Raw genomic sequence first — 20,535 nt, forward strand, 5'->3', positions numbered from 1 at the left:
AGAGTTGCTATTTCAAAAGTGATCATAGCTGTTACCGAGCTAATCCGTACCCGATCAACCGTTATGTTCATGAAGATGACTGCGCACGCAATTAATTGAGGTGAAACCATGACCACATCGTCCCTTTTGTTTAGGGACGGTGTGGCTCTTTTTATGATCGTAAAAAAAGCTTATTGACGTTTTTTCGTCAATAAGCCCTCGTAATTAACCCTTTACACCTGTTAATGCAATTCCTTCGATAATTTGCCGTTGTGCGAAGAAATAAACAATCAATACAGGAACAACAGATATTGTAGCGCCTGCCATTAGTAAAGGCCATTGTGTAACATACAATCCTTTGAACATGGCCAGTAAAAGGGGAACCGTGAACAACTCAGTACTACTTAGAAAAGTAAGCGGCTGGATAAAGTTATTCCAGATGCCGATAAACGAAAAGATTCCAAATGCTGCTAAAGCAGGTTTTATTAGCGGCAACATAATCCGCAAATAGATAAAAGCAGGGTTGGCACCATCCATTACTGCTGCCTCTTCCATTTCTTTTGGAATCCCAAGCATAAATTGTCTAAGTAAGAAAACGCCGAATGCATTAAAAAGTGCATTAGGAACAATAATGGATAAATGGGTATTTACCCATTGAAGCTGATCTAATATGAGATAAAGCGGAATAAGCGTTACTTGCATAGGCACCATCATCGTTGCTAAAAAGGCAATGAACAACACTTTGGAACCTGGAAACTTTAATTTGGCAAAAGCATAAGCTGCCATCGAGCACGTAATAATCTGACTAAGCACTACAATAGTTGAGATATAGAAGCTATTCCAGTATGCTCGCCCAAACGGCATTGCATTTAGGGAATCAACAAAATTACTCCACATAATAGGATCTGGAATAATAGTGGGGGGAATGGAAAACATTTGCTCAAACGACTTTAAACTGCTCAATCCCATCCAAATAAACGGTCCTGCCATAACAATAGAACCTAAAATGAGTGCAAGATGAAGCAAAACCGTAGAGGGTTTCACTCTTCGCTTCACTGCTGGTTGAACAGGAGGTTGTAATTGGCGCTGTGCGTTATCTGCCGTTGTCTTCATAGTGCACCCACTTTCTTGAAACCGTAAACTGGATTAAAGTAAAGATTAAAATAATGACAAATAATATCATTGCCGCAGACGTACTCGTACCGAACGAACTTCGCGTAAAGGCTTCATCAAAAATATGAAGCACGAGTGTATAACTGGCGTTTCCTGGTCCTCCTTGTGTCATTACGTATGCTTGGTCAAACACTTGGAATGAACCGATTACTGTCATAATCGCAACAAAGAACGTTGTTGGAGATAATAATGGCATCGTAATGTTTCTAAATTTCTGCCAAGCCGAAGCGCCATCAATCTCGGCCGCCTCATAGTAACTTCTTGAAATTCCTTGAAGACCAGCTAAGAAAATAACCATATTCGTTCCAAGTCCCCACCAAATACTCAGCATTGCGATTGATGGAAGAACAAAACGTCGATCTGTTAACCAATTTGGTCCATCAATACCAACAGACGCAAGCACTTGATTAATCAATCCAAAATCACCGTTTAACAACCACATCCAAATGACGGCGATAGAAACTGAGCTTGTGACGACAGGCATAAAAAAGAACATTCGATAAAAATCTTTTCCTTTTACTTTATTAAGGGCTAAAGCTGAAAGAAGTGCAGCAGCTATCCCTCCAGGTATGACAATGAGCGAGTAGATCGTTGTATTTCGTAACGCCGCTCTAAAATTAGTATCTTGAAATTGTGTAATGTAATTTTCAAGTCCTACAAAGGTTCGTTCTCCAAACCCGTCCCAATGCATAAAGCTTATACCAAAAGCGAATAGTAGCGGTAATAAAGAAAAGAGAATCATTCCAATCATCTGTGGTGCAATAAACGCGTATCCCCACCATTTCTCACGTTTTGTAAACAAAACAACCCCTCCTTTGAGAAAGAGGAGGAGACAAGCTCCCCCTATCCATGTTTCTCTATTTATTCAACCGCTGCTTTTGCTTTTGCTGTTGCTTGCTCTAACGCATCCCCTGCATCAATATCGCCAAGCATCATTAATTCATATATATCTTCTAAATCTTCACTTAACCCTGGAGATGTAAATTCAAGACCAATGACTCGCCCCACACTACGAGCATCTAGCAAATATTGACCATGTTCCGGACGATCCTGGTTTAAGACAATTTCATCAATACCAACAACCGAAGGAACCGCATTCCCTTCCCCATCCAAACGTACTTCCTGTCCATCTGTGGATGTGTAGTAGGAAATGAATTTCATTGCTTCTTCTACGTGATCTGATTTTGAGTTTACCGCCATATAGGCAGTAGCAATATTAGCTGTTTCAATTTGTTCATCTGTATTAGAAGGAAATGGAATGTAGTCAAAATCAATACTTGTGTCTAAAAACATTGGCGTTAACCAACGACCAGCTGAAACGAATCCAACTTGGTTAGACATAAACATCGCTTCAATTCCTTGACCTTCAGGCATCGTTCCTGCATAAGTAAAGTTTCCCTCATCTATCATTCGATCAACATATTCGAATGCTTCCATCGTTTTTCCATCAGTGTCTCCAACAATTGCATCCTCAGTCGCAAACTCCCCGCCATTTGTCCAAATCCAGTTTAGCATCGCCCCATGACCACTTTCTTGCATGTACCCATGATTACCAGATTCATTTAATTGACCCGTGATGTCTTCAAATGTGTCCCAATTCCATTCACCGTTCTCATATAATTCTTGAGGAGACGGAATATTGTTCTCTTCTAATAATGCTTTGTTGTAGTACATGAGAATAGGGTTACAATCAACTGGTAATCCATAAACAATGCCATCGTTTCTTGAAGCACCCCAGATATCTTCAGTAAATTCATCTTCCGTAACGTACGAATCTCCACTTTCTAAAAAATCTGATAATGGTTCAATTGTGCCATTTGACATAAGAGTAGAAATATTCTCGGCACCGACATAAAACACATCTGGTGCTTGACCGCCTTGTAAACGAGTTGTTAACGTTTGGAAATAATTATCGTTTGGTAAGCCTGTTAACGTCACTTGAACGTCATCCTGCATTTCATTAAACGCATCTACCGCCCGGTTGTATACATCCAGTTCAGCAGGATTGCCCCATGCAGAAAACGATAACTCAACAACATCTCCGTTAGTTCCGGTAGATGAGTCTGACCCTGATCCACAAGCAGCCAATGTCGTGATAGCTAATGCAGAAACGAAACCAACGCCAAAAACTTTTTTCATTTTTTTCACTCCCCCGATTGATTGAAAACGTTTACAAGTTGTACTATTAAAAAAATGACGAAAACGATTACGTTGCGTTTAAAAAAGGTTCATATCATTATTATAGAACAGATTCCACTTTTCGTTGTCTGTAAAATTTTTTATGACAAGGGTAATTTTTTGCGGTCTATACCATGATTCCATTCTAGGAGGATTTTCTTATGACTGATCACTCAGCCTTTATTAGAGGTACACACTCATTCACGTTTCAGTTCTTACCTGAAACCGGTTTACTCAGTTTATGGAATATCGGGTGGGAAGTACGATCAGATCCTTCTTATTATTGGGATGGGCAAGCAAGAAATGTAGATCATAATACACTAATCTTTCAATATACCATTGCAGGTTCAGGTAAGTTAGAAATTGATGGTCGAACCTTTACAGTTCATCAGCATGAGGCCTTTATCATTGCTGTTCCTGGTGATCATCGTTACTATTACCCTGAAGATGGGAAAGAGCCGTGGGAATTTATTTACATTGCGTTGCAAGGCCCGACAGTCGAAGATATTTGGTCACGTCTCATTCAAGAAACGGGACCAGTTGTCCCACTTTCACCAGATAGCTATTTAATTCGCTCGTTGTTCTCTATTTATGCGGAAACAAAAGCCGACAGACTTCGGGACCCTTACCTAGCGGCAGCCCAAGGCTATCAATTTTTACTTGAATGCTTTCGAACGCTGCACTCTCATACGCCAAAAGGGGATTCCTATTATTATCAGCAAGCCTACTCCTATATCGAATCCAATTTTCACAAACAGATTTCTTTAGATGATGTAGCGGAACAGATTGGGTTATCACGCTATAGTTTGACACGATTGTTTAAAAAGCAAACCGGGGCAACACCAATGGAATTTGTTCGCGAACTCCGAATTCGGAAAGCCTGTTCTATGTTAATACACACGAACCGTCCCATTAAAGATATTTCTTTCGAGGTGGGCTTTCTCGATGTAAATTATTTTCATAAAGTTTTCCGACGTTACACTGGATCCAGCGCAAGTTTTTTTCGCAAAAAAGGCGATTTCTCACAGATTTATTTACGTAAAACGAAACATGAGTAACATGACAAATGTAACAATACGATATCTTTTTTCGTAATACTATTCAAAAATAACCGCAAAGCTTCCGCAATAAACCGCACTCCCTTAAAGGTATGTGTAAAGTTGCGTTTATCCCTTCTCATCTGTTCGTTCTTACGTATACTAACTTGTACAAGAACATGAACAGAGAGAAGGCGGTGAACAAAAGTGGAAAAACGAATTCATTGGATTGATGCAGCGAAAGGACTCGGTATTATTCTCGTTATTATGAGTCATGCACCGATGAATCCAGAGCTCCGCGCCTTTTTATTTGCTTTTCATATGCCCTTATTCTTCTATTTATCTGGCGTGGTATTCAAGCCTAGTCGCCAAGCGCCACTTACTTTTGTTAAAAAGAAAGCGCGCGGACTACTGCTACCCTATTTTATCTTTTCAGCCATAACCTATGTGACTTGGTTTGTCCTTTTTCGTCATCTCCCATTTACACCAGGCGAGAATGTTGATCCAATCCACCCTTTTACCGGGATCTTTTTATCGACACCAGAGAACTATCAATTAACTTATAATCCTGCAATTTGGTTCTTAACTTGCTTATTTTTAGTTGAACTCTTATTCTTTTTCTATTATCGTTTGAGCCGTGGAAAATGGATCGGACTGTTCTTACTGACGGCCGCTATTTTAGGTTATGGTTCAACATTTTTACAATTCGCCATTCCTTGGAACGGATTTGTTGCTCTTACTGCCGTTGTTTTTTATGGACTTGGATTTTTAACAAAAACATTCTGGAAAACGTACTCTTGGAAAATCGTTGCTCCTATAACAGTCAGTTTCTTTAGCCTCATGTACATTATTCAATCGTTTAATGAACGCATTGATATGCGTGGGAATATTTTAGGAGAAGCGTACTTGTTTTATCCAGCAGCTATCTTAGGCATGATTGCTTTTCTCATGTTGATTCAAAAACTTCAACATACAAAAGGGTTGCTCTATTTAGGCTCAAATTCCATTATTGTATTGCTCGTTCATATGCCCGTTTTGAATTTGGTAAAAGCCATGATGCACTATGGATTTGGGGTCAATCTTGATACGGCTAATACGCTTCCTTGGACCCTTCTGTTTACAGGTGTAACACTCTTATTAACCATTCCATTTATTGTCTTTTTCAACAAACATCCATGGTTCCTAGGTAAGAAAGAGACGAATAAGAAGACGAAAATGAGAACCCCTCAAGTCTCATTTCGAGAGAAAAGCTACCCTAAAAGTATCTAAGAAACCCCGTTACGAATAGATCGTAACGGGGTTCTTTTTACGCTACTGGCCAACTTTCTTGTTTATATGCCATATCCCAAAACATATATTCGTAACGGCTTGTATTTAAGAAGATCGCTTCTAAACGATCAAGCTCTTCAGCTGATTTTGATTCAGCTAGCTGGTCGAGAGTAGCAATTAACCAGTCGGCAATGGATCCAAAATCCTCTGATGAATACATTCTTACCCATTCTCCATAGTACTCATGATCCAGTGCTCCTGGTAGAGCTGCAAGGGCTTTTCCAATTTCATAATAACTCCAAGCACACGGTAAAATTGATGCAATTAATTCAGCCAAAGACCCTTTTTGTGCTTCTGCTAGCATTGCACTACTGTAAGCTAACGTAACTGGTCCTGGTACAGTTGCTTCTAATTCCTCTCGACTTACACCAAGTCGTTCAGCGTATGTACGATGAAGCTCCATCTCTGTATTTAATGTTTCGTCAAGAGCTGTAGCAAAGCCAGACATTGTTTTTAAATCAGGGGCAAGTACTACTCCCATTGCCATCACTTTCGAGTACTCAATTAAATACTTATAGTCTTGCTTCATATAATACTTGAACGATTCTTTTGGTAATGTACCATTACCAATGCCTTGAACAAACGGATGGTCATGACTCGCTTTCCAGATGGCATCTGCACGTAAACGAATACGCTGTGTAAATGACATACAATCACTCCTTAGTTAAAAATAAAAAACCACTTTCTGAAAAAGGAAAGTGGGTACACGTCATCTTAAAAACTGATTCGTATACACTTCCCTCCGCTAGTCCAAACTAGATCAGGTTATAAGGGTTAAGGTTCATTACCTCTCTCAGCCGTTTATGGCACCCCTAGTGATTTTAACTTACTCGTTTCATCTTAGAACATCAAGAAGGTTTGTGCAAGACAGGTCCTTGCACATCCCCACACTCCTTTCCATTCTTTCTACTACGTGATTGACTTTAAATTGTTGCTTTTGCAGTGTTCATGCTATGCTTTTGATAATTCTAGATGCGAGGAGTATCGCCCATCATGATGTACGTTTACTTTTTTCTTTTTTTATGCCTCTACGGCCTTGCTTGTTACTACGTAGCCTTTAACGGGTATCGATGGCTTAAAAGGAGTTTTGGTTTTGGTTACAGAAGATCTTATACGATAATCATTATCTTTTTATCTGTTGCATTCATCGCCTCATTTATTGTTTCATCAAGGCTATTGGAACTAATTGGAGGCTACTGGCTCACTATTGTTGGGTACGGATTACTCCTTCTTCCTCTCGTGAACCTGATCTATTTTCTATCTGGAAGAAAGCCTCTTATTCATCTGCTTTCTGGTTATATCTTATCGTTTTGCTTTTTGTGCATTCTTATTGTTGGTTCCTTTAACGCTTGGTCACCGACAATTCGCTACTATGACGTTTCACTTACAGAGGAACCGACTCAAGAAATTCGTTTTTTACTTGGTGCGGACTTTCATTTTGGCACTGTTATCGGCATGAACCATTTTGAACGCTTCCTTCAACTTGTTGAACAAGAATCCCCTGATGCCATTTTTCTTGCCGGAGACATTATTGATGACAACATGGACACTTTTATTGAAGAACAAATTGCCGATGGCTTTTTACAACTTGATGCACCACTCGGTGTCTATGCGGTCCCAGGGAATCATGATTATTACGGGGGTGACCTTTCTTTACTAACACAAGAGCTTCGTTCTAGCGGAGTTACTGTCTTGTTAGATGAACACATACATGTAGATGGACTTTTCACCGTCATTGGGCGTAAAGATGAAACTGATATTGACCGAAAGAGTATAGCAGAACTAATGGAACACGCGAACGAACAGCTTCCAATTATTATGATGGATCACCAGCCACACGAAACGGTTGAAGCTGCTACTCACAATGTGGATATGATTTTTTCTGGTCATACACACCGTGGACAACTCTTTCCTGGAAATTTACTTACTCAAGCAATCTATGAGAATGATTGGGGATACAAACAAATCGACCAACTCCACTCTTTTACAACGTCTGGATTTGGATTTTGGGGTCCTGCCCTTAGAATTGGTAGTCGCTCTGAAATCATTATGATAACCGTAAAACTTTAAGAATTGGCTTCTTTGTACTGCATAAAAATAGACAACCTGCCTCTAATCCTTCATAGAAAGTTGGGAAATATCTGTCTTCTCTATTCAACTGCTGTTATACACGTTATAATGAAACAACTACCAGGTAGGAAGGGAGGCTGCACAAATGTCTTCAACTGTAGCCGCACCAGAAGTCGGAGCTAAAATAGTCGAGTGGTATAGTTGCATCATTTCCTATGATCGGGAGCAAGCCATTCTTTCCAAACATGAAGTCAATCAGTTGATGAACCGAATGGTTCCTGATGAAAAAGTAAAGTCCTATTATGAATTAGTAAACTTTAGACATCAATTATTTATTGAACCAAATGCAAGCGAGCAAAAACAATTTGCAGCAATTGCGATTGCTGACAAAGCAACTGATGAGTACATGCAGTTTATGTACTACTTTATGTACGGGCAGAATGAATTTCATAACGGACGTTATAAATCTGCTGTTCGCTCCTATAAAATAGCAGAGAGACTTTTAGAACAAGTACCTGATCAAATTGAAAAAGCAGAATTTTATTATCGATCTGCTATTAGCTATTATCGAGTAGACCAATACATCTTTGCTGTTTCTTATTTTGAGCAAGCACTTGAAATCTTTGAGAAGAAACCCGATCATGAAGAAATTGTGCTCAACATCCATATTTTCTTAGGTGGAATTAGTACGGAACTTCATAAATTTGAAGAAGCAGAAGATTTACTGCAACATGCCTTTAGACGTTCTAAGCCGTATCCTGTTACACGAGCACTTCTCTTGAGAATTCTCGGTTTAAATCGAGTCAAACAAAACCGACAAGATGAAGCGATCCAGTATTTTGAAGAGGCACTTCTAATTAAAGAACATAGAGATTCGGTAGTCGGAGCAAAAACAGAATACAACCTCATTAATGTGAAGCTAAGAAAAGAGCCGAATAAAAAAGAAAATCATGACATATTAAATACCATATCACATAAAGTTCAGTCCCTTCATATGACTGAATATGTCATCCGCTGTAAAGTAAGCCTCGGCCTTTACGTGTTAAATGATACAGAGATGATCAATGAAGGGCTTGAAGCATTACAACAAGCCGAATTATACTTTGAAGCTTCTGAACTAGCAGAAGAAGTAGTTGACGTGTATTCAAAGCTTGGAGAGTTTGAGAAAGCATTGCACTTCATGAGAATGGCACATCGAATGCGCATTCATCAATCTTGTATAGGAGTTGAACAAACATGAAAAAGAAAACGTTTCTTCTTGTTACACTAGCAGTTGCTTTGTCCATTGGTAGCTTCAGTTTAGACGCTAGTCATTCTGCTGACAAAGCAGACGGTCGTTCTATCACAGCTTTAGATAAAGCCGATGGTAGATAAGTCCATCGTGCCTTATGAAAAACGTATCCCTCATTCTAAGGGATACGTTTTTTTTATGCTGGAAGCAAATTTCGTCACATACGTCTCTTTACTTACTATCCTTGCTTTCTCCGTCACCTTGAATAGATTCTTCGGGGATGTTCTTATCAAATTCTTCCTTCATTTCTTCTAATTCTTGATGGGATTCTTTTTGATACCTTGGATCCCAATCTCGATGTTTCCTTTCCAATTTTAAAATATCGTACTCACTGCTTAATGCTTTCATCAATGAGATAGCCATCAATAAAACAACAAACACAAATGGGAATGCAGCTATAAGCATTGCCATCTCCAATGCTTCTAAACCACCAGATATCAAGAGTGCAGCTGCTGTAGCTGCTAAAATAAGTCCCCAAGCGATTTTCACTTTTACACTTGGGTTGAGCCTTCCACCTGTTGTCAACATACCTAATACGAATGTGGCTGCATCAGCAGATGTCACAAAGAAGGAAGCAATAAGTAAAATGGCTATTCCCATAATAACTGGAGCCATCGGGTACGACTCTAAAAAGGCAAATAACGCCACTTCATTTCCTTGATCCATAATTAATTGATACAAACCACCGCTTTGATTCGCATCCATTTCTAAACCCGCAACACCGAAGATTGAAAACCAAATGGCACTAAATAAAACGGGTACGCCCATTACTCCAATAACAAACTCCCGGATGGTTCTTCCTCTTGACACTCGAGCTATAAATGTTCCTACAAATGGCGACCAACCAATCCACCATGCCCAATAAAACAAGGTCCAATCATTCAGAAATTCTCGTTCACCAGTAAAAGCGTTCATGCCAAATGTCATGCTAGGTAGATTTTGAAGATAGTTCCCTACTGTTGTCGTAAAGGATTCAATCATCTGAATGCTAGATCCTAACAGAAAAACAAAAATCATAAGCGCAATGGCTACAACAATATTCATCCAGCTAAGGTATCGAATGCCTTTATCGACTCCAGATGCCGCAGATAAAATAAACGCAACCGTTACGACGGCAATAACCACTAGTGTTGTAAACGTTGAATTCTCTATCCCTTCAAAGCTATAGCTCAAACCAGCCGTAATTTGCGATGCTCCTAACCCTAACGATGTTGCAATACCAAAAATCGTTGCAAAGACAGCTAAGATGTCAATACTATGACCAATTCCACCTTGAGCATGCTTTCCAATTAACGGCGTAAAGGCCGAAGATATAAGCGCAGGGGAATTATGCCTAAATTTAAAATAAGAAAGGGCTAAAGCAACAATGGCATACGTTGCCCAGGGGTGAAATCCCCAATGAAATAATGTGTATAAGAGGGATTCTTCTGCGGCTGCGATACTATTGGCTTCCGTTGTTGGCGGACTGTAATAATGCGTTAATGGCTCTGTCACACCGAAGAATACGAGTCCGACACCCATGCCAGCAGTAAACAAAAAAGCAAACCAAGTAAAATAACTGTATTCTGGTTTTTCGTCTGGTTTTCCTAATGTAATTTTACCGAACGGACCAAAAATTAAAAACAATGCTAAGAGGACAAAACCTGTTGTTGCCAATATGTAGACCCAACCTAAATTTGATGCAACGAAACCATCAACTGCTCCTAACACGCTCTCAACGTTTTCTGGTAAAAAGATGCCCCATAAGATAAACACGCTCGCTAATAGGAGAGAACACCAAAAGACAACGGTAAGTGTATTCTTTTTCAACTAAACGCCTCCTTTAGGATTTTTTTCTTATTTTATCGACAAAAACCCTCAATATTCCTACTACCTATTTCCTTCTTTCGTATGATTAAAACCTCAAGCAAACAAATAGTCGCTACAAAAAAAGACTATGGATTGTATCCATAGTCTTAAAAGATTAGCCAACTCGCTTCTTTTCTTGTTTACTTCGTAACTGACCACAAGCGGCATCAATATCTGTTCCTTGCTCTAAGCGAACACCACAGTTAATCCCTTTTTTCTTAAGAGTTTGGAAGAACTCTTGAATTGCTTCAGGCTCACTTCGTTGGTATTGACCATGCTCATCAACTGGGTTATAAGGAATTAAGTTCACGTATGAAAGATGACGCTTATCTCCTATTAACTCTGCTAATTGTAGCGCTTCTTCCTTATGATCGTTCACATCTTTAATCAAAATATATTCGTACGTAACACGTCGATTGGTCTTGTCTAAATAATAGTTAACGGAATCCATAAGCTTCTCGATCGGGAACGCTTTATTGATTTTCATAATCTTTGAGCGGAGTTCGTTGTTCGGTGCATGTAAAGAAACAGCTAAGTTTACTTGACTCTTCAGATCTGCAAATTCTTTAATCTTATGAGCAAGTCCACTTGTCGATACAGTGATGTGGCGCGCTCCAATGGCAAGACCTTTATGATCTTTAATAATATCTAAAAAGTCGACCGTATTGTCAAAGTTATCAAATGGTTCTCCAATCCCCATAACAACAATATGACTAACACGCTCTTCTTTTTTACGCTCATCAAGGAAGAATTGAACATTCATGATCTGTTCAACAATTTCCCCACTTGTTAAATCACGATTCTTTTTAAGCAATCCACTCGCACAGAAGCTACAGCCAATGTTACAGCCTACCTGAGTTGTCACACAAACAGAAAATCCATATTTATGGGTCATGAGTACCGTTTCAATTAAATTGCCGTCACTCAGTTGGAATAAAAATTTCACAGTACCGTCTTTCGATTCCTGACGAATGTGCTCCTTTAATGATCCGAACACAAAATGCTCTTCTAATAAAGAAACCGTTTCTTTATTTAGGTTGGACATTTCTTCAAAACTTGTTACACGCTTGCGATAAAGCCAGTCCCATACTTGCGTTGCTCTAAACTTTTTATGGCCTTGCTCAACAAACCAGTTGGCTAATTTATCCATCGTCAGACCATAAATTGATTGCTTTTGCATATGATCCCTCTTTTCTATCAATTTCGTTCTTCATTTATATTAATGCTACACATAGTTAAATAAATACATTCTACAATCCTTTATTCTATCATACTTTTTATAAAAAAGAAAAGAAAGATCAAAAAAAGCTTTTTGATCGTATGATCAATAAGCCCTCGACTGTTTACCCAATAGGCGTTAACGCCATTCCTTCTTCTAAGTAAGAGATAATATTACCTGCAGCAAGTCGTGCCATCTCCTCGCGTGTTTCAACCGTCGCATTCCCTATATGAGGAGTTAAGACAACATTTGCTAAAGTCTTTAATTCTTCATGGATAAGAGGCTCTTTTTCAAACACATCAAGTGCTGCACCTGCAATTTCTTTTTGTTTTAACGCATGTACTAACGCTTCTTCATGAACAACAGGACCCCTCGATACGTTTAAAAGAATGGCACTGTTTTTCATTTGCTTAAATGTTTCTTCTTTAAATAAGTGATGGGTCTCTTTTGAATAGGCTGTATGTATAGAAACAATGTCCGCTTCTTGAATCAATTGGTTAAATGGTCGGTAGTTTATATCGTTTTCCGTTTCTTTCTTTGCTCTCGCCGTATATAAGATGTTCATTCCAAATGCTTGTGCACGCTTGGCAACCGCTTGTCCAATCTTTCCATAGCCCACAATCCCCAACGTTTTCCCTTTTAGTTCTCTTCCTAAAAAGAATAATGGTGCCCACCCATTGAACCCTACTGTGCGACAAAGTTGATCGCCTTCTGGAATCCGACGCATTAAGCTCAGCATTAACCCTAATGTTAATTCAGCCGTGGCATCCGTTGATACTTTTGGGGTATTGGTGACTACAATTCCTCTTTCTTTTGCTGCCACTACATCAATGTTGTCAAATCCAGCACCATAGTTTGCAATAATCTTAAGAGACGGCGCTGACTCAATTACTTTTCTTGTTACCTTTGTAGATAACGGGCAAAGTAAAGCTGTTGCTTCTCTTACACCTTTAATCAAATCATCTTCACTAATTACGCCCTCATTCTGATAAACATTAACCGAATACGTTTTTAATGCTTCATATCCACTAACCGGAATTTCGCCTGAAATAAAAATATGTGTCATTCCGTTACTTCCCCTCTTATGATTGCTGTTTTAGCCGATCCATTCGTTTTGCTAAACGTCTCTTCCAGTCCTCAGCCAATGGTTCAATCGAAGCAATCTCTTCCATTGCTTTCCAATCTTCATTTGCAAAATAGACCTGGTTACAAGTAAGGATTGACATCTTCTCTGGATGTTCTTCCACTAACTCAATAGTCGATTGTGATGTAATGGTTCCTTCTTCAAGCACTCGGGCTAAATACCCTGTAAAACCAGTCTCAATTGTTCGTTTCAGTAGTGTGTCAGCCTCAGTATACTGGTCTATTGTACTGCATGGAATCCGTCCTTGTGTAATTTGAACAAGGGCAGTGCCTACCTTGTAAATATTTCCTATGTACACGTTCTCTTCTAGCATATTCGTCACCGTAAGGTTTTCTCCAAAAGCCGCATTCGGAAGTACTCGACCCAATTCTTCTTCCCATTTTTTATAATGCTCCAATGGGTAAAAGCAAACTGCTCGATCTGGTCCGCCGTGATTTCGCTTGTCTGCCACATCGTCTCCTTTAAACCCATCTTTCGTTAAAAAAACCTCCTCTACACGGTCTTTTTTTATGCCTGTAACAATGGAGCGCTTCATCCCGTCCTTCTTCATTTCCTTTGGCAAACCTGTAGATAATGCATGGATCATTTTTCCCATCCGTTTATTCCCCCTTATAAAAAGTACCTGTCGTTTACACAAGTACAATACGTTATCATTATCATGCCACATTCATTCATAATTGACGAGGTTGGATTGATCTAATTTCACTAAAAAACTCGTACAACTGCTTTAAAATGAATAGGAGCCTATAATCTCTTTAGAATGGACGCTCAAAACACCGTCGCGGTAGTGTGTTCCTGTTTCATAAAAAAGATTTCTTATTTTGCCAACAGTTCTTGTTCGTTAACCGTTATCTATGTGAAGACAATTGAAAGGAGGGAGTGCTAAATCTATGATTGTTCACAAAGCGTTAGAAAGAGACATACAATCCTTTGCGCTTTCTATCGCCGCAAATGAACATGAAGCGAACGATTTAATCCAATATGCGTGGGAAAAATCCCTCTCCTATAAGGAGCTTCATGAATGGCCTTATTATAAACAAAAAGCATGGTTTTATCGGGTTATGAAAAACGAACTTATTGACTTGAGAAGAAAACACAGGCGTGAAATTGGTCTGGATGAAACGAAAGAACCCGTTTTCTTTCCAACAGAATTTAACAATCTAGAAATCATTGAGCTTCTTAATAAACTCCCACCTAAACAAAAAGACCTTGTTTTCAAACGCTACTGGCTAGGGCTATCTAGCGCTGAAATCGGCAAATCATTAAATATTCCTTCAGGAACCGTACGCTATCAACTTACTAAAGCAATTGGTTTCTTAAGACAACTAATTCAGGAGGCATACGAATGAAAAAAACCATCGGCAACGTAGGAACACTTAATTTGACAGAAGCAACAGAAGAAAGTATTTCAGCGATCCAGCATATTAACAACGTCGGGTTGTTGCTTTATTCCACTGAAACAGCTTCCCTTGTACCTAAGCTTTCAATTGGCAACCTAGGCTATTCTCTTAGAATACCGAAAGACGCTCAAGTCATTAACGGTTTATTCTCTGTAGATAATGAACTATTAACGTATGCTAAACCAGATCAAACGATCATTATCAACGGGTTATTAACGTTTTCAAATGACTTGCGCTTGGAAACGATCTTAGAGACAGAACTCTCGTTTATCGTAAATGGCATTGTTTACGTTCCATCTGCACTTAAAGGATCAGTAAATAGACTTATAAAAAAACACTCTGGCGTGTCAGTAGACTACACAGGAAGTGAACCTAAACTTTTATCAGGAGATACTCTACTAACAAACACATTGGTAGATAGTTATTCGCCTAAAACAAATGTAGCACTAAATGGAATCCTTACATTGGCAGCTGACCTTGATTTAGAACAAATACGCCATAAAATTGAATCGATACAAATTAACGGGATAATTGAGCTTTATGAACATCAAGTGGCAAGCGTCATGTCAAAAGTAACGATAAATGGAACAACAAGAATCATTCCTACTGATTACAAACAGCTAAAAAGCGTGTTTCAACTATCAAGCAAGTCGATCAGACGATTTAAACAAGAGCGTGTCTATACAACAAAACCACTTGTGTTTGATAAATCGATTACAAGAGAAGCGTTTCAAGATGCGTTCACTTCAATTCATTCTCACTCATTTATTCTTTGCTCCGAAGACATTGAGGACCTTGTATACGAAGTATTAAACCGCTTTGAAACAGATGTCTATACGTACAAGGACGATTTTCGATTCATTACAAACGAAACATGGAAATCGGAAACATTACAGCAGCTCGAAAGTCCAACAACCATTGTAGTCTACCGTTATCTGCGTTTTGACGATCCCTTATCGTCTGAAATCATAAAGGACCATTCAATCGTCCTCTTAGGTGAAATATCGGTTCTTAATGAACAATCAAAACACGTTATTCAACAACGAATGATCGAAAATAAAAATGGACTCATTCACACGTCTGATCAACAAGAACGAGGACTATCAAACTATGGTGAATTAAGTTTATAAGAAGGAGTCAGAAAATGTACTTACCACCAAAGGATCGTCTTGATCGACTATACAAAGAAGCAGAGACTCATCAACTGGACAAATCATTAAAAAGAGAACAACCTCCCAAAACCATATGGGGCATTCGTGGATACCCTGCTTTGTTCACCTCTTACAGTATTTCTGTTATTGGTCAATGGTTTGACTCCATTGCATTAATGGTTTTATTCGCTTATATTTGGCAATCAAGCCCCATTTATTTGGGCTTGATTCCAGTAGCATTGGCACTGCCACACGTTCTTTTGTCTCAGTTCGTAACGAACTTACTCAAACATTTTCACAAAATTCGGTTAATGGCATTTGCCGACTGTTTAACAGCCTGCTTCACCATCGGACTCTTTTTTTCACCAACACCATGGCTTGCACTCATTTTACTAAGTTTACGTAGCACGGCAAACGTTGTTCATTACCCTATCCAGCAAAGCCTTGTTCGAGAACTTATACCTGAGCACCTTCGACTGAAAGCAGTGTCATGGAATGGTCTAGTTAGTCAAGGCGCCAAAATAATTGTTCCTTTTCTTGGAGGGCTCTTTCTAACCGTACTTGCTCCACAAACATTGTTACTCCTTAATGCAGCTGCTTTTCTTATTTCTGCAGCCATTTTATTTTCGATTCAACAACTGGTTCCGTCAACGAATACAACTAAAACATATGCTAAAACATCTTTTTATGAACAATGGAAATCAGGTTGGCTAGCCCTTTTCTCTTACCCTTTACTTCTTTCGTTATTTAGTCTGTCTTTAATCGGTATATTTTGCATTCAATTTGTTGATTCCCAATTCCCTATCCTATTTAGGAAAATCTCAACAGATCCGCAATCTCTTACGATTGTTATATCCGCTATTGGTTTTGGGGCGGTAACCATTATGTCGATCCTTAACAGGTTGAAAAAACTTACCCATTTGCTTTTTTGGATTAGTCTATCACTCGTACTTATTGCACTTTCATTTATTGGCTTTAGCCAAATTCAAGCTCATCATTCAGCTTATTTTCTACTTGTCCTTGGTTTTATATGTGGAGTCGGTACAGGTTTGTCAATAACAACCATTAATTATGCGATACAGACCATTCCACGAGATGAAGAGGTAGCAAGTATTGCCTCTATCTCACAGTCACTTACAAGCCTTGTTGTTATTGTTGCACCACCGACTGGAGCCATCCTTACTCAAGTAGTCGGAGTTCAAACCATGTTCGCTTTGTCTGGCATTGTGCTAATCATCTGCTTGTCATTACCTGTTTTAGTAAAAGTGAAGCAGAAGAGACTCTCTACTAAAAAGAAAAGAATCCATTACGATAGCTCAAGCTTATGAGGAAAAAATGTACCTTTTGTTCTATACTACAAAGGAAAGGAGAATGCATATGCGAATATTAACAGTTGGTGCTGGAGGCGTGGGTGGATACTTTGGCGCAAGACTTGCAGAAAAAGGAGAAGATGTTACCTTTTTAGTAAGAGAAAAGAAAAAGAAAAAGCTTATTGAGCAAGGTTTACGCGTCAACAGTATTCACGGAGACATTCAGTTAACGCCGTCACTGATAACGTCAAACGATAAGGCAACCCCCTTTGACCTCGTGATTTTTACGACGAAAGCATACCACCTTGATCAAGCTATTCAAGATGTTCGTCCTTTTATAGACGACCAAACTTTGATTTTGCCATTGCTAAACGGCGTTGCGCATTATGAAACCCTCGATAAAGCATTTGGCGAGAATGTGATAGGCGGTCTTTGTTTCATCGAAAGCGCCATCGACTCAACCGGAGCAATTCGACAAACTAGTCAAGCTCACCGTCTCGTTTATGGAAGTCGCTCGAATCGCCAAAGAGATCGGATTGAGCAGTTACAAGCACACTTATCAGGAACAAAAGCAGATTTTCTTTTTTCCACTACGATCGAACAAGAAATTTGGCATAAGTACTTGTTTATCACGGTGGCTTCAGGCATCACAACCCTTTTTCGATCAAGTATTGGCCCCATTATCAGTAGTGAAGAGGGGAGAACCTTTATAAGAAGATTGCTAACAGAATGCGTTACGATCATGAAGGCGGAAGAGGCGCCTTTGTCCCCAACGATTATTGCGGATCATATGCGAACCTTTGAATCCGTTAACGATAATATGAAGTCGTCCATGCTCCGTGATATGGAACAGGGGTCAACAACAGAAGCCCACCATCTTCAAGGGTATTTGATGGAACGGGCTGCAATACACGGAATTGAAGTCCCAACACTTTCAACTGTTTATACAAATGTAAGCCTTTACGAAGCAAGCCTTACATAAACAAAAAGAAGGCATGGATGTACCACGCCTTCTCTTGTTTACTCTTTTCCTTCAAGAATGGCAACAGCTTCTTTTAATGTCTCAGGTTGCCCTACATTTCCTGGGAAGATTACATATGCTTTTCCTGGGAACTTACTTTCTTGTCCTGTTTTCCAAACAGGAATCCCTGGTTTGATTTGACCGGCTACGACAGCTCGCTCCACACTTAAACCAATTGTACCAATACTACTTGAGGTAATGCCGCCTTTTGCGACAATATAACTCGGTTCAACTTCTAGCTCTTTTACAATGCTTGTAACGGCATTAGAAATTTTAACCGATTGTTTCAATTCCTCTTCTTGCATATTGTCGCCTAAATCTAGACGTTCTCTACGTGTATAATAAACAACTGATTCACCATTTTTAATGGCCTCTTCACATGCAAGCCGTACGCGCTTCGTTTCCTGTGCAAATTTCTCGTCATCTTGCACAAGATGAACATCAAACTCAATTCCTTTTACTAAGCCACTTTCAAGAAGATGCTTAAGTTGCTCCGTTGTTTTTTTCACATGGGAGCCTACGGCAATTAGTCCACCATGCTGACTTCCTTCTGTTACCATATCTTCACGTTTAAGTAACGGTTTATCAGCAATTCCACCAATAACTTTTGTTAAAGCAGCAGCACTACGAGCTATATAATGCTTTCCTTGCTTCAACGCTTTTAGTAAAGCTGTTGCAAACACTTCAACATCTTCATAGCCAACTGCATTCACAACAATTTTTTGAAAATCAGTCGCTGCTGTTAATTGTGCTGTAATTTTTTCAATGGCAACAGCTCGTAAATCTTCAAGAGAAATGTAGATTGTCTCCTCTTTTTGGTAACGACCATTTGTTTTTTCTTCAATGTACTCACCTAGATGGGAAGCAGCAAAGCCAAATGTGCGGTCATTTGCAAATTCGGTTTCTCCAGCAGGCACAAGCACTTCGCCATTCTGAACGTAATGGATATTATGAATGGTAAAGCGTCCACCTTCTTTAAAGAAAGGAATGATAATTTCCCCATCAAAACGTTTTTGTCCCATTGATTCAATTTTTGTTTTAATGGTTTCCGTTTCTAATGGATAATGACCACGTAATGTTGAGTCACCTCGGCTAATGAGCAAGTATGGAAGATTCTCTTCATCCGCTACTTCTTGTACACGTTCTGCAATTTCTTCATGGCACTTAACGGTCTCCTCTTCAGTGAAACCTCGTGAATTCGTTAATATAAAGAACATCGATTGCTCTTCTTTAAAACCAGCTTGAATCGATGCTTTCGTCCAATCTGTAAATACAGAAACGCCATGAACAGTTTGAATGCCTGTTGGATCATCATCTAAAACGACGATTTTGTAGGGAGAAGCTTGTTGTTCCGCTTTTAACAGTGACTGTATTTCATTGCGATTGACAGCCTTAATGCTTGCAAACGTCTCTTCCGCATTTAACTGTTTCATTCTTTATCCTCCTTACGCTGAACGATGACATTGGCTAGCTTCTCATAATGCTGAACAATGCCACCGTGATCGATTGCTTGTTTACCATCAGCGCTTAACGAATGGAAGATTTCAAGTAGTTGGCTAGAAAGTGGTAATGGTACGTGCATCTCATGAGCTGTATTCATAACGTTCGTTAAGTCCTTCATATTAATATCAATTCGGCCACCAGCAACAAAATTGCGATCTAAAATCATCGGTATTTTTGCGTCCATGACGGTGCTGCCAGCTAGCCCGCCTCGAATGGCTTGGTACATCTTTTCAATATCAATACCTGCCTTAGATGCCAACACAAGCGCCTCCGAAACAGCTGCAATGTTCAAGTTAACAATAATCTGGTTTGCTAGTTTGGCTGTTGTTCCACAACCAGCATCTCCAACTAGAACAATGTCAGTTCCCATTGCTTCTAGCACAGGTTTTGCTTGGGCAAAAACGTCTTCTTCGCCACCAACCATAATAGCAAGCGTCCCATCTATGGCTTTAGGTTCTCCACCACTTACAGGGGCGTCCAAGAAATGTACACCTTTTTCTGCTACATGTGCTGCCATTTGCTTTGAATCAACAGGCGATACAGAGCTCATATCGACAATAATTAACCCCTGTTCTGCGCCTTCCATTACCCCATTTACGCCAAAAACAGCTGCCCGAACATGTTCACCTTTTGGTAACATCGTAATAATCACATCGCTGTTTTGAGCAACTTCTTTCCCTGACGAAGCTGCAACAGCACCTTCAGCAGCGATAGCCTTTACTGCTTCTTGATTCAAGTCAAAAGCCGTAACGCTAAAACCAGCTTTTAGTAAATTCCGCGTCATTGGCATACCCATAATACCTAATCCAATAAATCCTACACGTTTGTTCATGTTTCTTCTCCACCTTTATCTCTGTTGTTAATGGTTCATTTCTGTAAGAA

The 20,535-nt window shown here is 39.4% G+C and carries 19 protein-coding genes and 1 riboswitch; of the genes, 9 read left to right on the plus strand and 10 right to left on the minus strand.

Translation table 11 applies throughout. The features are described 5' to 3' along the window. Positions 1 to 204: 204 nt before the first annotated feature. From E2L03_RS16175 to E2L03_RS16185, 3 genes are read right to left on the minus strand one after another with little or no spacing between them, the layout of a single operon-like run. Positions 205 to 1,092: a carbohydrate ABC transporter permease gene (locus E2L03_RS16175; protein ID WP_078440033.1), complete on the minus strand. Its 888-nt coding sequence runs from the start codon at positions 1,090 to 1,092 to the stop codon at positions 205 to 207. After that, complete coding sequence (locus E2L03_RS16180; protein ID WP_038483274.1) at positions 1,073 to 1,954, minus strand: carbohydrate ABC transporter permease; 882 nt, start codon at positions 1,952 to 1,954, stop codon at positions 1,073 to 1,075. The genes E2L03_RS16175 and E2L03_RS16180 overlap by 20 nt, the downstream gene beginning before the upstream one ends. A gap of 59 nt (positions 1,955 to 2,013) precedes the next feature. After that, positions 2,014 to 3,291 carry an ABC transporter substrate-binding protein gene (locus E2L03_RS16185; RefSeq protein WP_038483277.1) on the minus strand — a complete coding sequence of 426 codons (1,278 nt, stop codon included), beginning with the start codon at positions 3,289 to 3,291 and terminating at the stop codon, positions 2,014 to 2,016. 200 nt (positions 3,292 to 3,491) lie between these two features. Here E2L03_RS16185 and E2L03_RS16190 point away from each other — a divergent pair, with 200 nt between their 5' ends. Further along, entirely contained in the window at positions 3,492 to 4,388 is an 897-nt protein-coding gene (locus tag E2L03_RS16190) for a helix-turn-helix transcriptional regulator (RefSeq protein WP_038483280.1), read from the plus strand. Positions 4,389 to 4,574: 186 nt separating this feature from the next. Then, on the plus strand, positions 4,575 to 5,636 hold the full coding sequence (locus E2L03_RS16195; RefSeq protein ID WP_124742587.1) for an acyltransferase family protein: 1,062 nt from the start codon (positions 4,575 to 4,577) through the stop codon (positions 5,634 to 5,636). Positions 5,637 to 5,673: 37 nt separating this feature from the next. On the opposite strand, the gene tenA is transcribed toward E2L03_RS16195, so the two are convergent. Next, on the minus strand, positions 5,674 to 6,345 hold the full coding sequence (tenA, locus tag E2L03_RS16200) for a thiaminase II (protein WP_038483283.1): 672 nt from the start codon (positions 6,343 to 6,345) through the stop codon (positions 5,674 to 5,676). Between the two features lie 71 nt (positions 6,346 to 6,416). After that, a riboswitch (TPP riboswitch) is annotated at positions 6,417 to 6,520 on the minus strand. A 169-nt stretch (positions 6,521 to 6,689) separates the two neighbouring features. On the opposite strand from tenA, the gene E2L03_RS16205 reads away from it, so the two are divergent. From E2L03_RS16205 to E2L03_RS20555, 3 genes are all read left to right on the plus strand, one after another. After that, positions 6,690 to 7,766: a metallophosphoesterase gene (locus E2L03_RS16205; RefSeq protein WP_038483285.1), complete on the plus strand. Its 1,077-nt coding sequence runs from the start codon at positions 6,690 to 6,692 to the stop codon at positions 7,764 to 7,766. Between the two features lie 145 nt (positions 7,767 to 7,911). After that, positions 7,912 to 9,006, plus strand: a complete 1,095-nt coding sequence (locus E2L03_RS16210; RefSeq protein WP_038483287.1) for a Rap family tetratricopeptide repeat protein — start codon at positions 7,912 to 7,914, stop codon at positions 9,004 to 9,006. Beyond that, complete coding sequence (locus tag E2L03_RS20555) at positions 9,003 to 9,140, plus strand: hypothetical protein (RefSeq protein ID WP_158318551.1); 138 nt, start codon at positions 9,003 to 9,005, stop codon at positions 9,138 to 9,140. The genes E2L03_RS16210 and E2L03_RS20555 overlap by 4 nt, the downstream gene beginning before the upstream one ends. An 88-nt stretch (positions 9,141 to 9,228) precedes the next feature. Here E2L03_RS20555 and E2L03_RS16215 read toward each other — a convergent pair whose 3' ends face one another. From E2L03_RS16215 to E2L03_RS16230, 4 genes are all read right to left on the minus strand, one after another. Then, positions 9,229 to 10,866, minus strand: coding sequence for a BCCT family transporter (locus E2L03_RS16215; protein ID WP_095150699.1), 1,638 nt, complete (start codon positions 10,864 to 10,866; stop codon positions 9,229 to 9,231). A 154-nt stretch (positions 10,867 to 11,020) separates the two neighbouring features. Continuing rightward, positions 11,021 to 12,085, minus strand: coding sequence for a dual-specificity RNA methyltransferase RlmN (rlmN, locus tag E2L03_RS16220; protein ID WP_055736846.1), 1,065 nt, complete (start codon positions 12,083 to 12,085; stop codon positions 11,021 to 11,023). A gap of 163 nt (positions 12,086 to 12,248) precedes the next feature. Then, positions 12,249 to 13,190 carry an NAD(P)-dependent oxidoreductase gene (locus tag E2L03_RS16225; RefSeq protein WP_038483296.1) on the minus strand — a complete coding sequence of 314 codons (942 nt, stop codon included), beginning with the start codon at positions 13,188 to 13,190 and terminating at the stop codon, positions 12,249 to 12,251. 16 nt (positions 13,191 to 13,206) lie between these two features. Further along, entirely contained in the window at positions 13,207 to 13,863 is a 657-nt protein-coding gene (locus E2L03_RS16230; RefSeq protein ID WP_038483299.1) for an MOSC domain-containing protein, read from the minus strand. A 295-nt stretch (positions 13,864 to 14,158) separates the two neighbouring features. Here E2L03_RS16230 and E2L03_RS16235 point away from each other — a divergent pair, with 295 nt between their 5' ends. The 4 genes from E2L03_RS16235 to E2L03_RS16250 are packed head-to-tail and all read left to right on the plus strand — an operon-like array spanning position 14,159 to position 18,111. After that, complete coding sequence (locus tag E2L03_RS16235; RefSeq protein WP_095150701.1) at positions 14,159 to 14,617, plus strand: RNA polymerase sigma factor; 459 nt, start codon at positions 14,159 to 14,161, stop codon at positions 14,615 to 14,617. Beyond that, complete coding sequence (locus E2L03_RS16240) at positions 14,614 to 15,798, plus strand: hypothetical protein (RefSeq protein ID WP_134259642.1); 1,185 nt, start codon at positions 14,614 to 14,616, stop codon at positions 15,796 to 15,798. The genes E2L03_RS16235 and E2L03_RS16240 overlap by 4 nt, the downstream gene beginning before the upstream one ends. A 14-nt stretch (positions 15,799 to 15,812) precedes the next feature. Beyond that, the gene (locus tag E2L03_RS16245) at positions 15,813 to 17,147 is read left to right on the plus strand and encodes an MFS transporter (protein ID WP_134259643.1); all 1,335 of its coding nucleotides are present in this window, start codon (positions 15,813 to 15,815) and stop codon (positions 17,145 to 17,147) included. A gap of 49 nt (positions 17,148 to 17,196) precedes the next feature. Then, positions 17,197 to 18,111 carry a ketopantoate reductase family protein gene (locus tag E2L03_RS16250; RefSeq protein ID WP_095150703.1) on the plus strand — a complete coding sequence of 305 codons (915 nt, stop codon included), beginning with the start codon at positions 17,197 to 17,199 and terminating at the stop codon, positions 18,109 to 18,111. Between the two features lie 38 nt (positions 18,112 to 18,149). Here E2L03_RS16250 and E2L03_RS16255 read toward each other — a convergent pair whose 3' ends face one another. Together E2L03_RS16255 and garR are read right to left on the minus strand one after the other, a co-directional pair. Then, on the minus strand, positions 18,150 to 19,583 hold the full coding sequence (locus tag E2L03_RS16255; RefSeq protein WP_134259644.1) for a four-carbon acid sugar kinase family protein: 1,434 nt from the start codon (positions 19,581 to 19,583) through the stop codon (positions 18,150 to 18,152). Further along, the gene (gene garR / locus E2L03_RS16260) at positions 19,580 to 20,485 is read right to left on the minus strand and encodes a 2-hydroxy-3-oxopropionate reductase (RefSeq protein ID WP_134259645.1); all 906 of its coding nucleotides are present in this window, start codon (positions 20,483 to 20,485) and stop codon (positions 19,580 to 19,582) included. The genes E2L03_RS16255 and garR overlap by 4 nt, the downstream gene beginning before the upstream one ends. Positions 20,486 to 20,535 lie beyond the last annotated feature (50 nt).

Source organism: Shouchella oshimensis, assembly GCF_004375095.1.
Classification (GTDB): Bacteria; Bacillota; Bacilli; order Bacillales; family Bacillaceae_D; genus Shouchella; species Shouchella oshimensis.

Coding starts and splice junctions, on each gene's coding strand:
- rlmN (WP_055736846.1), bottom strand. CDS start 12,085: ATGCAAAAGCAATCAATTTATGGTCTGACGATGGATAAATTAGCCAAC.
- E2L03_RS16205 (WP_038483285.1), top strand. CDS start 6,690: ATGATGTACGTTTACTTTTTTCTTTTTTTATGCCTCTACGGCCTTGCT.
- E2L03_RS16230 (WP_038483299.1), bottom strand. CDS start 13,863: ATGGGAAAAATGATCCATGCATTATCTACAGGTTTGCCAAAGGAAATG.
- E2L03_RS16175 (WP_078440033.1), bottom strand. CDS start 1,092: ATGAAGACAACGGCAGATAACGCACAGCGCCAATTACAACCTCCTGTT.
- E2L03_RS16240 (WP_134259642.1), top strand. CDS start 14,614: ATGAAAAAAACCATCGGCAACGTAGGAACACTTAATTTGACAGAAGCA.
- E2L03_RS20555 (WP_158318551.1), top strand. CDS start 9,003: ATGAAAAAGAAAACGTTTCTTCTTGTTACACTAGCAGTTGCTTTGTCC.
- E2L03_RS16235 (WP_095150701.1), top strand. CDS start 14,159: ATGATTGTTCACAAAGCGTTAGAAAGAGACATACAATCCTTTGCGCTT.
- E2L03_RS16190 (WP_038483280.1), top strand. CDS start 3,492: ATGACTGATCACTCAGCCTTTATTAGAGGTACACACTCATTCACGTTT.
- tenA (WP_038483283.1), bottom strand. CDS start 6,345: ATGTCATTTACACAGCGTATTCGTTTACGTGCAGATGCCATCTGGAAA.
- E2L03_RS16250 (WP_095150703.1), top strand. CDS start 17,197: ATGCGAATATTAACAGTTGGTGCTGGAGGCGTGGGTGGATACTTTGGC.
- E2L03_RS16210 (WP_038483287.1), top strand. CDS start 7,912: ATGTCTTCAACTGTAGCCGCACCAGAAGTCGGAGCTAAAATAGTCGAG.
- E2L03_RS16185 (WP_038483277.1), bottom strand. CDS start 3,291: ATGAAAAAAGTTTTTGGCGTTGGTTTCGTTTCTGCATTAGCTATCACG.
- E2L03_RS16255 (WP_134259644.1), bottom strand. CDS start 19,583: ATGAAACAGTTAAATGCGGAAGAGACGTTTGCAAGCATTAAGGCTGTC.
- E2L03_RS16225 (WP_038483296.1), bottom strand. CDS start 13,190: ATGACACATATTTTTATTTCAGGCGAAATTCCGGTTAGTGGATATGAA.
- E2L03_RS16245 (WP_134259643.1), top strand. CDS start 15,813: ATGTACTTACCACCAAAGGATCGTCTTGATCGACTATACAAAGAAGCA.
- garR (WP_134259645.1), bottom strand. CDS start 20,485: ATGAACAAACGTGTAGGATTTATTGGATTAGGTATTATGGGTATGCCA.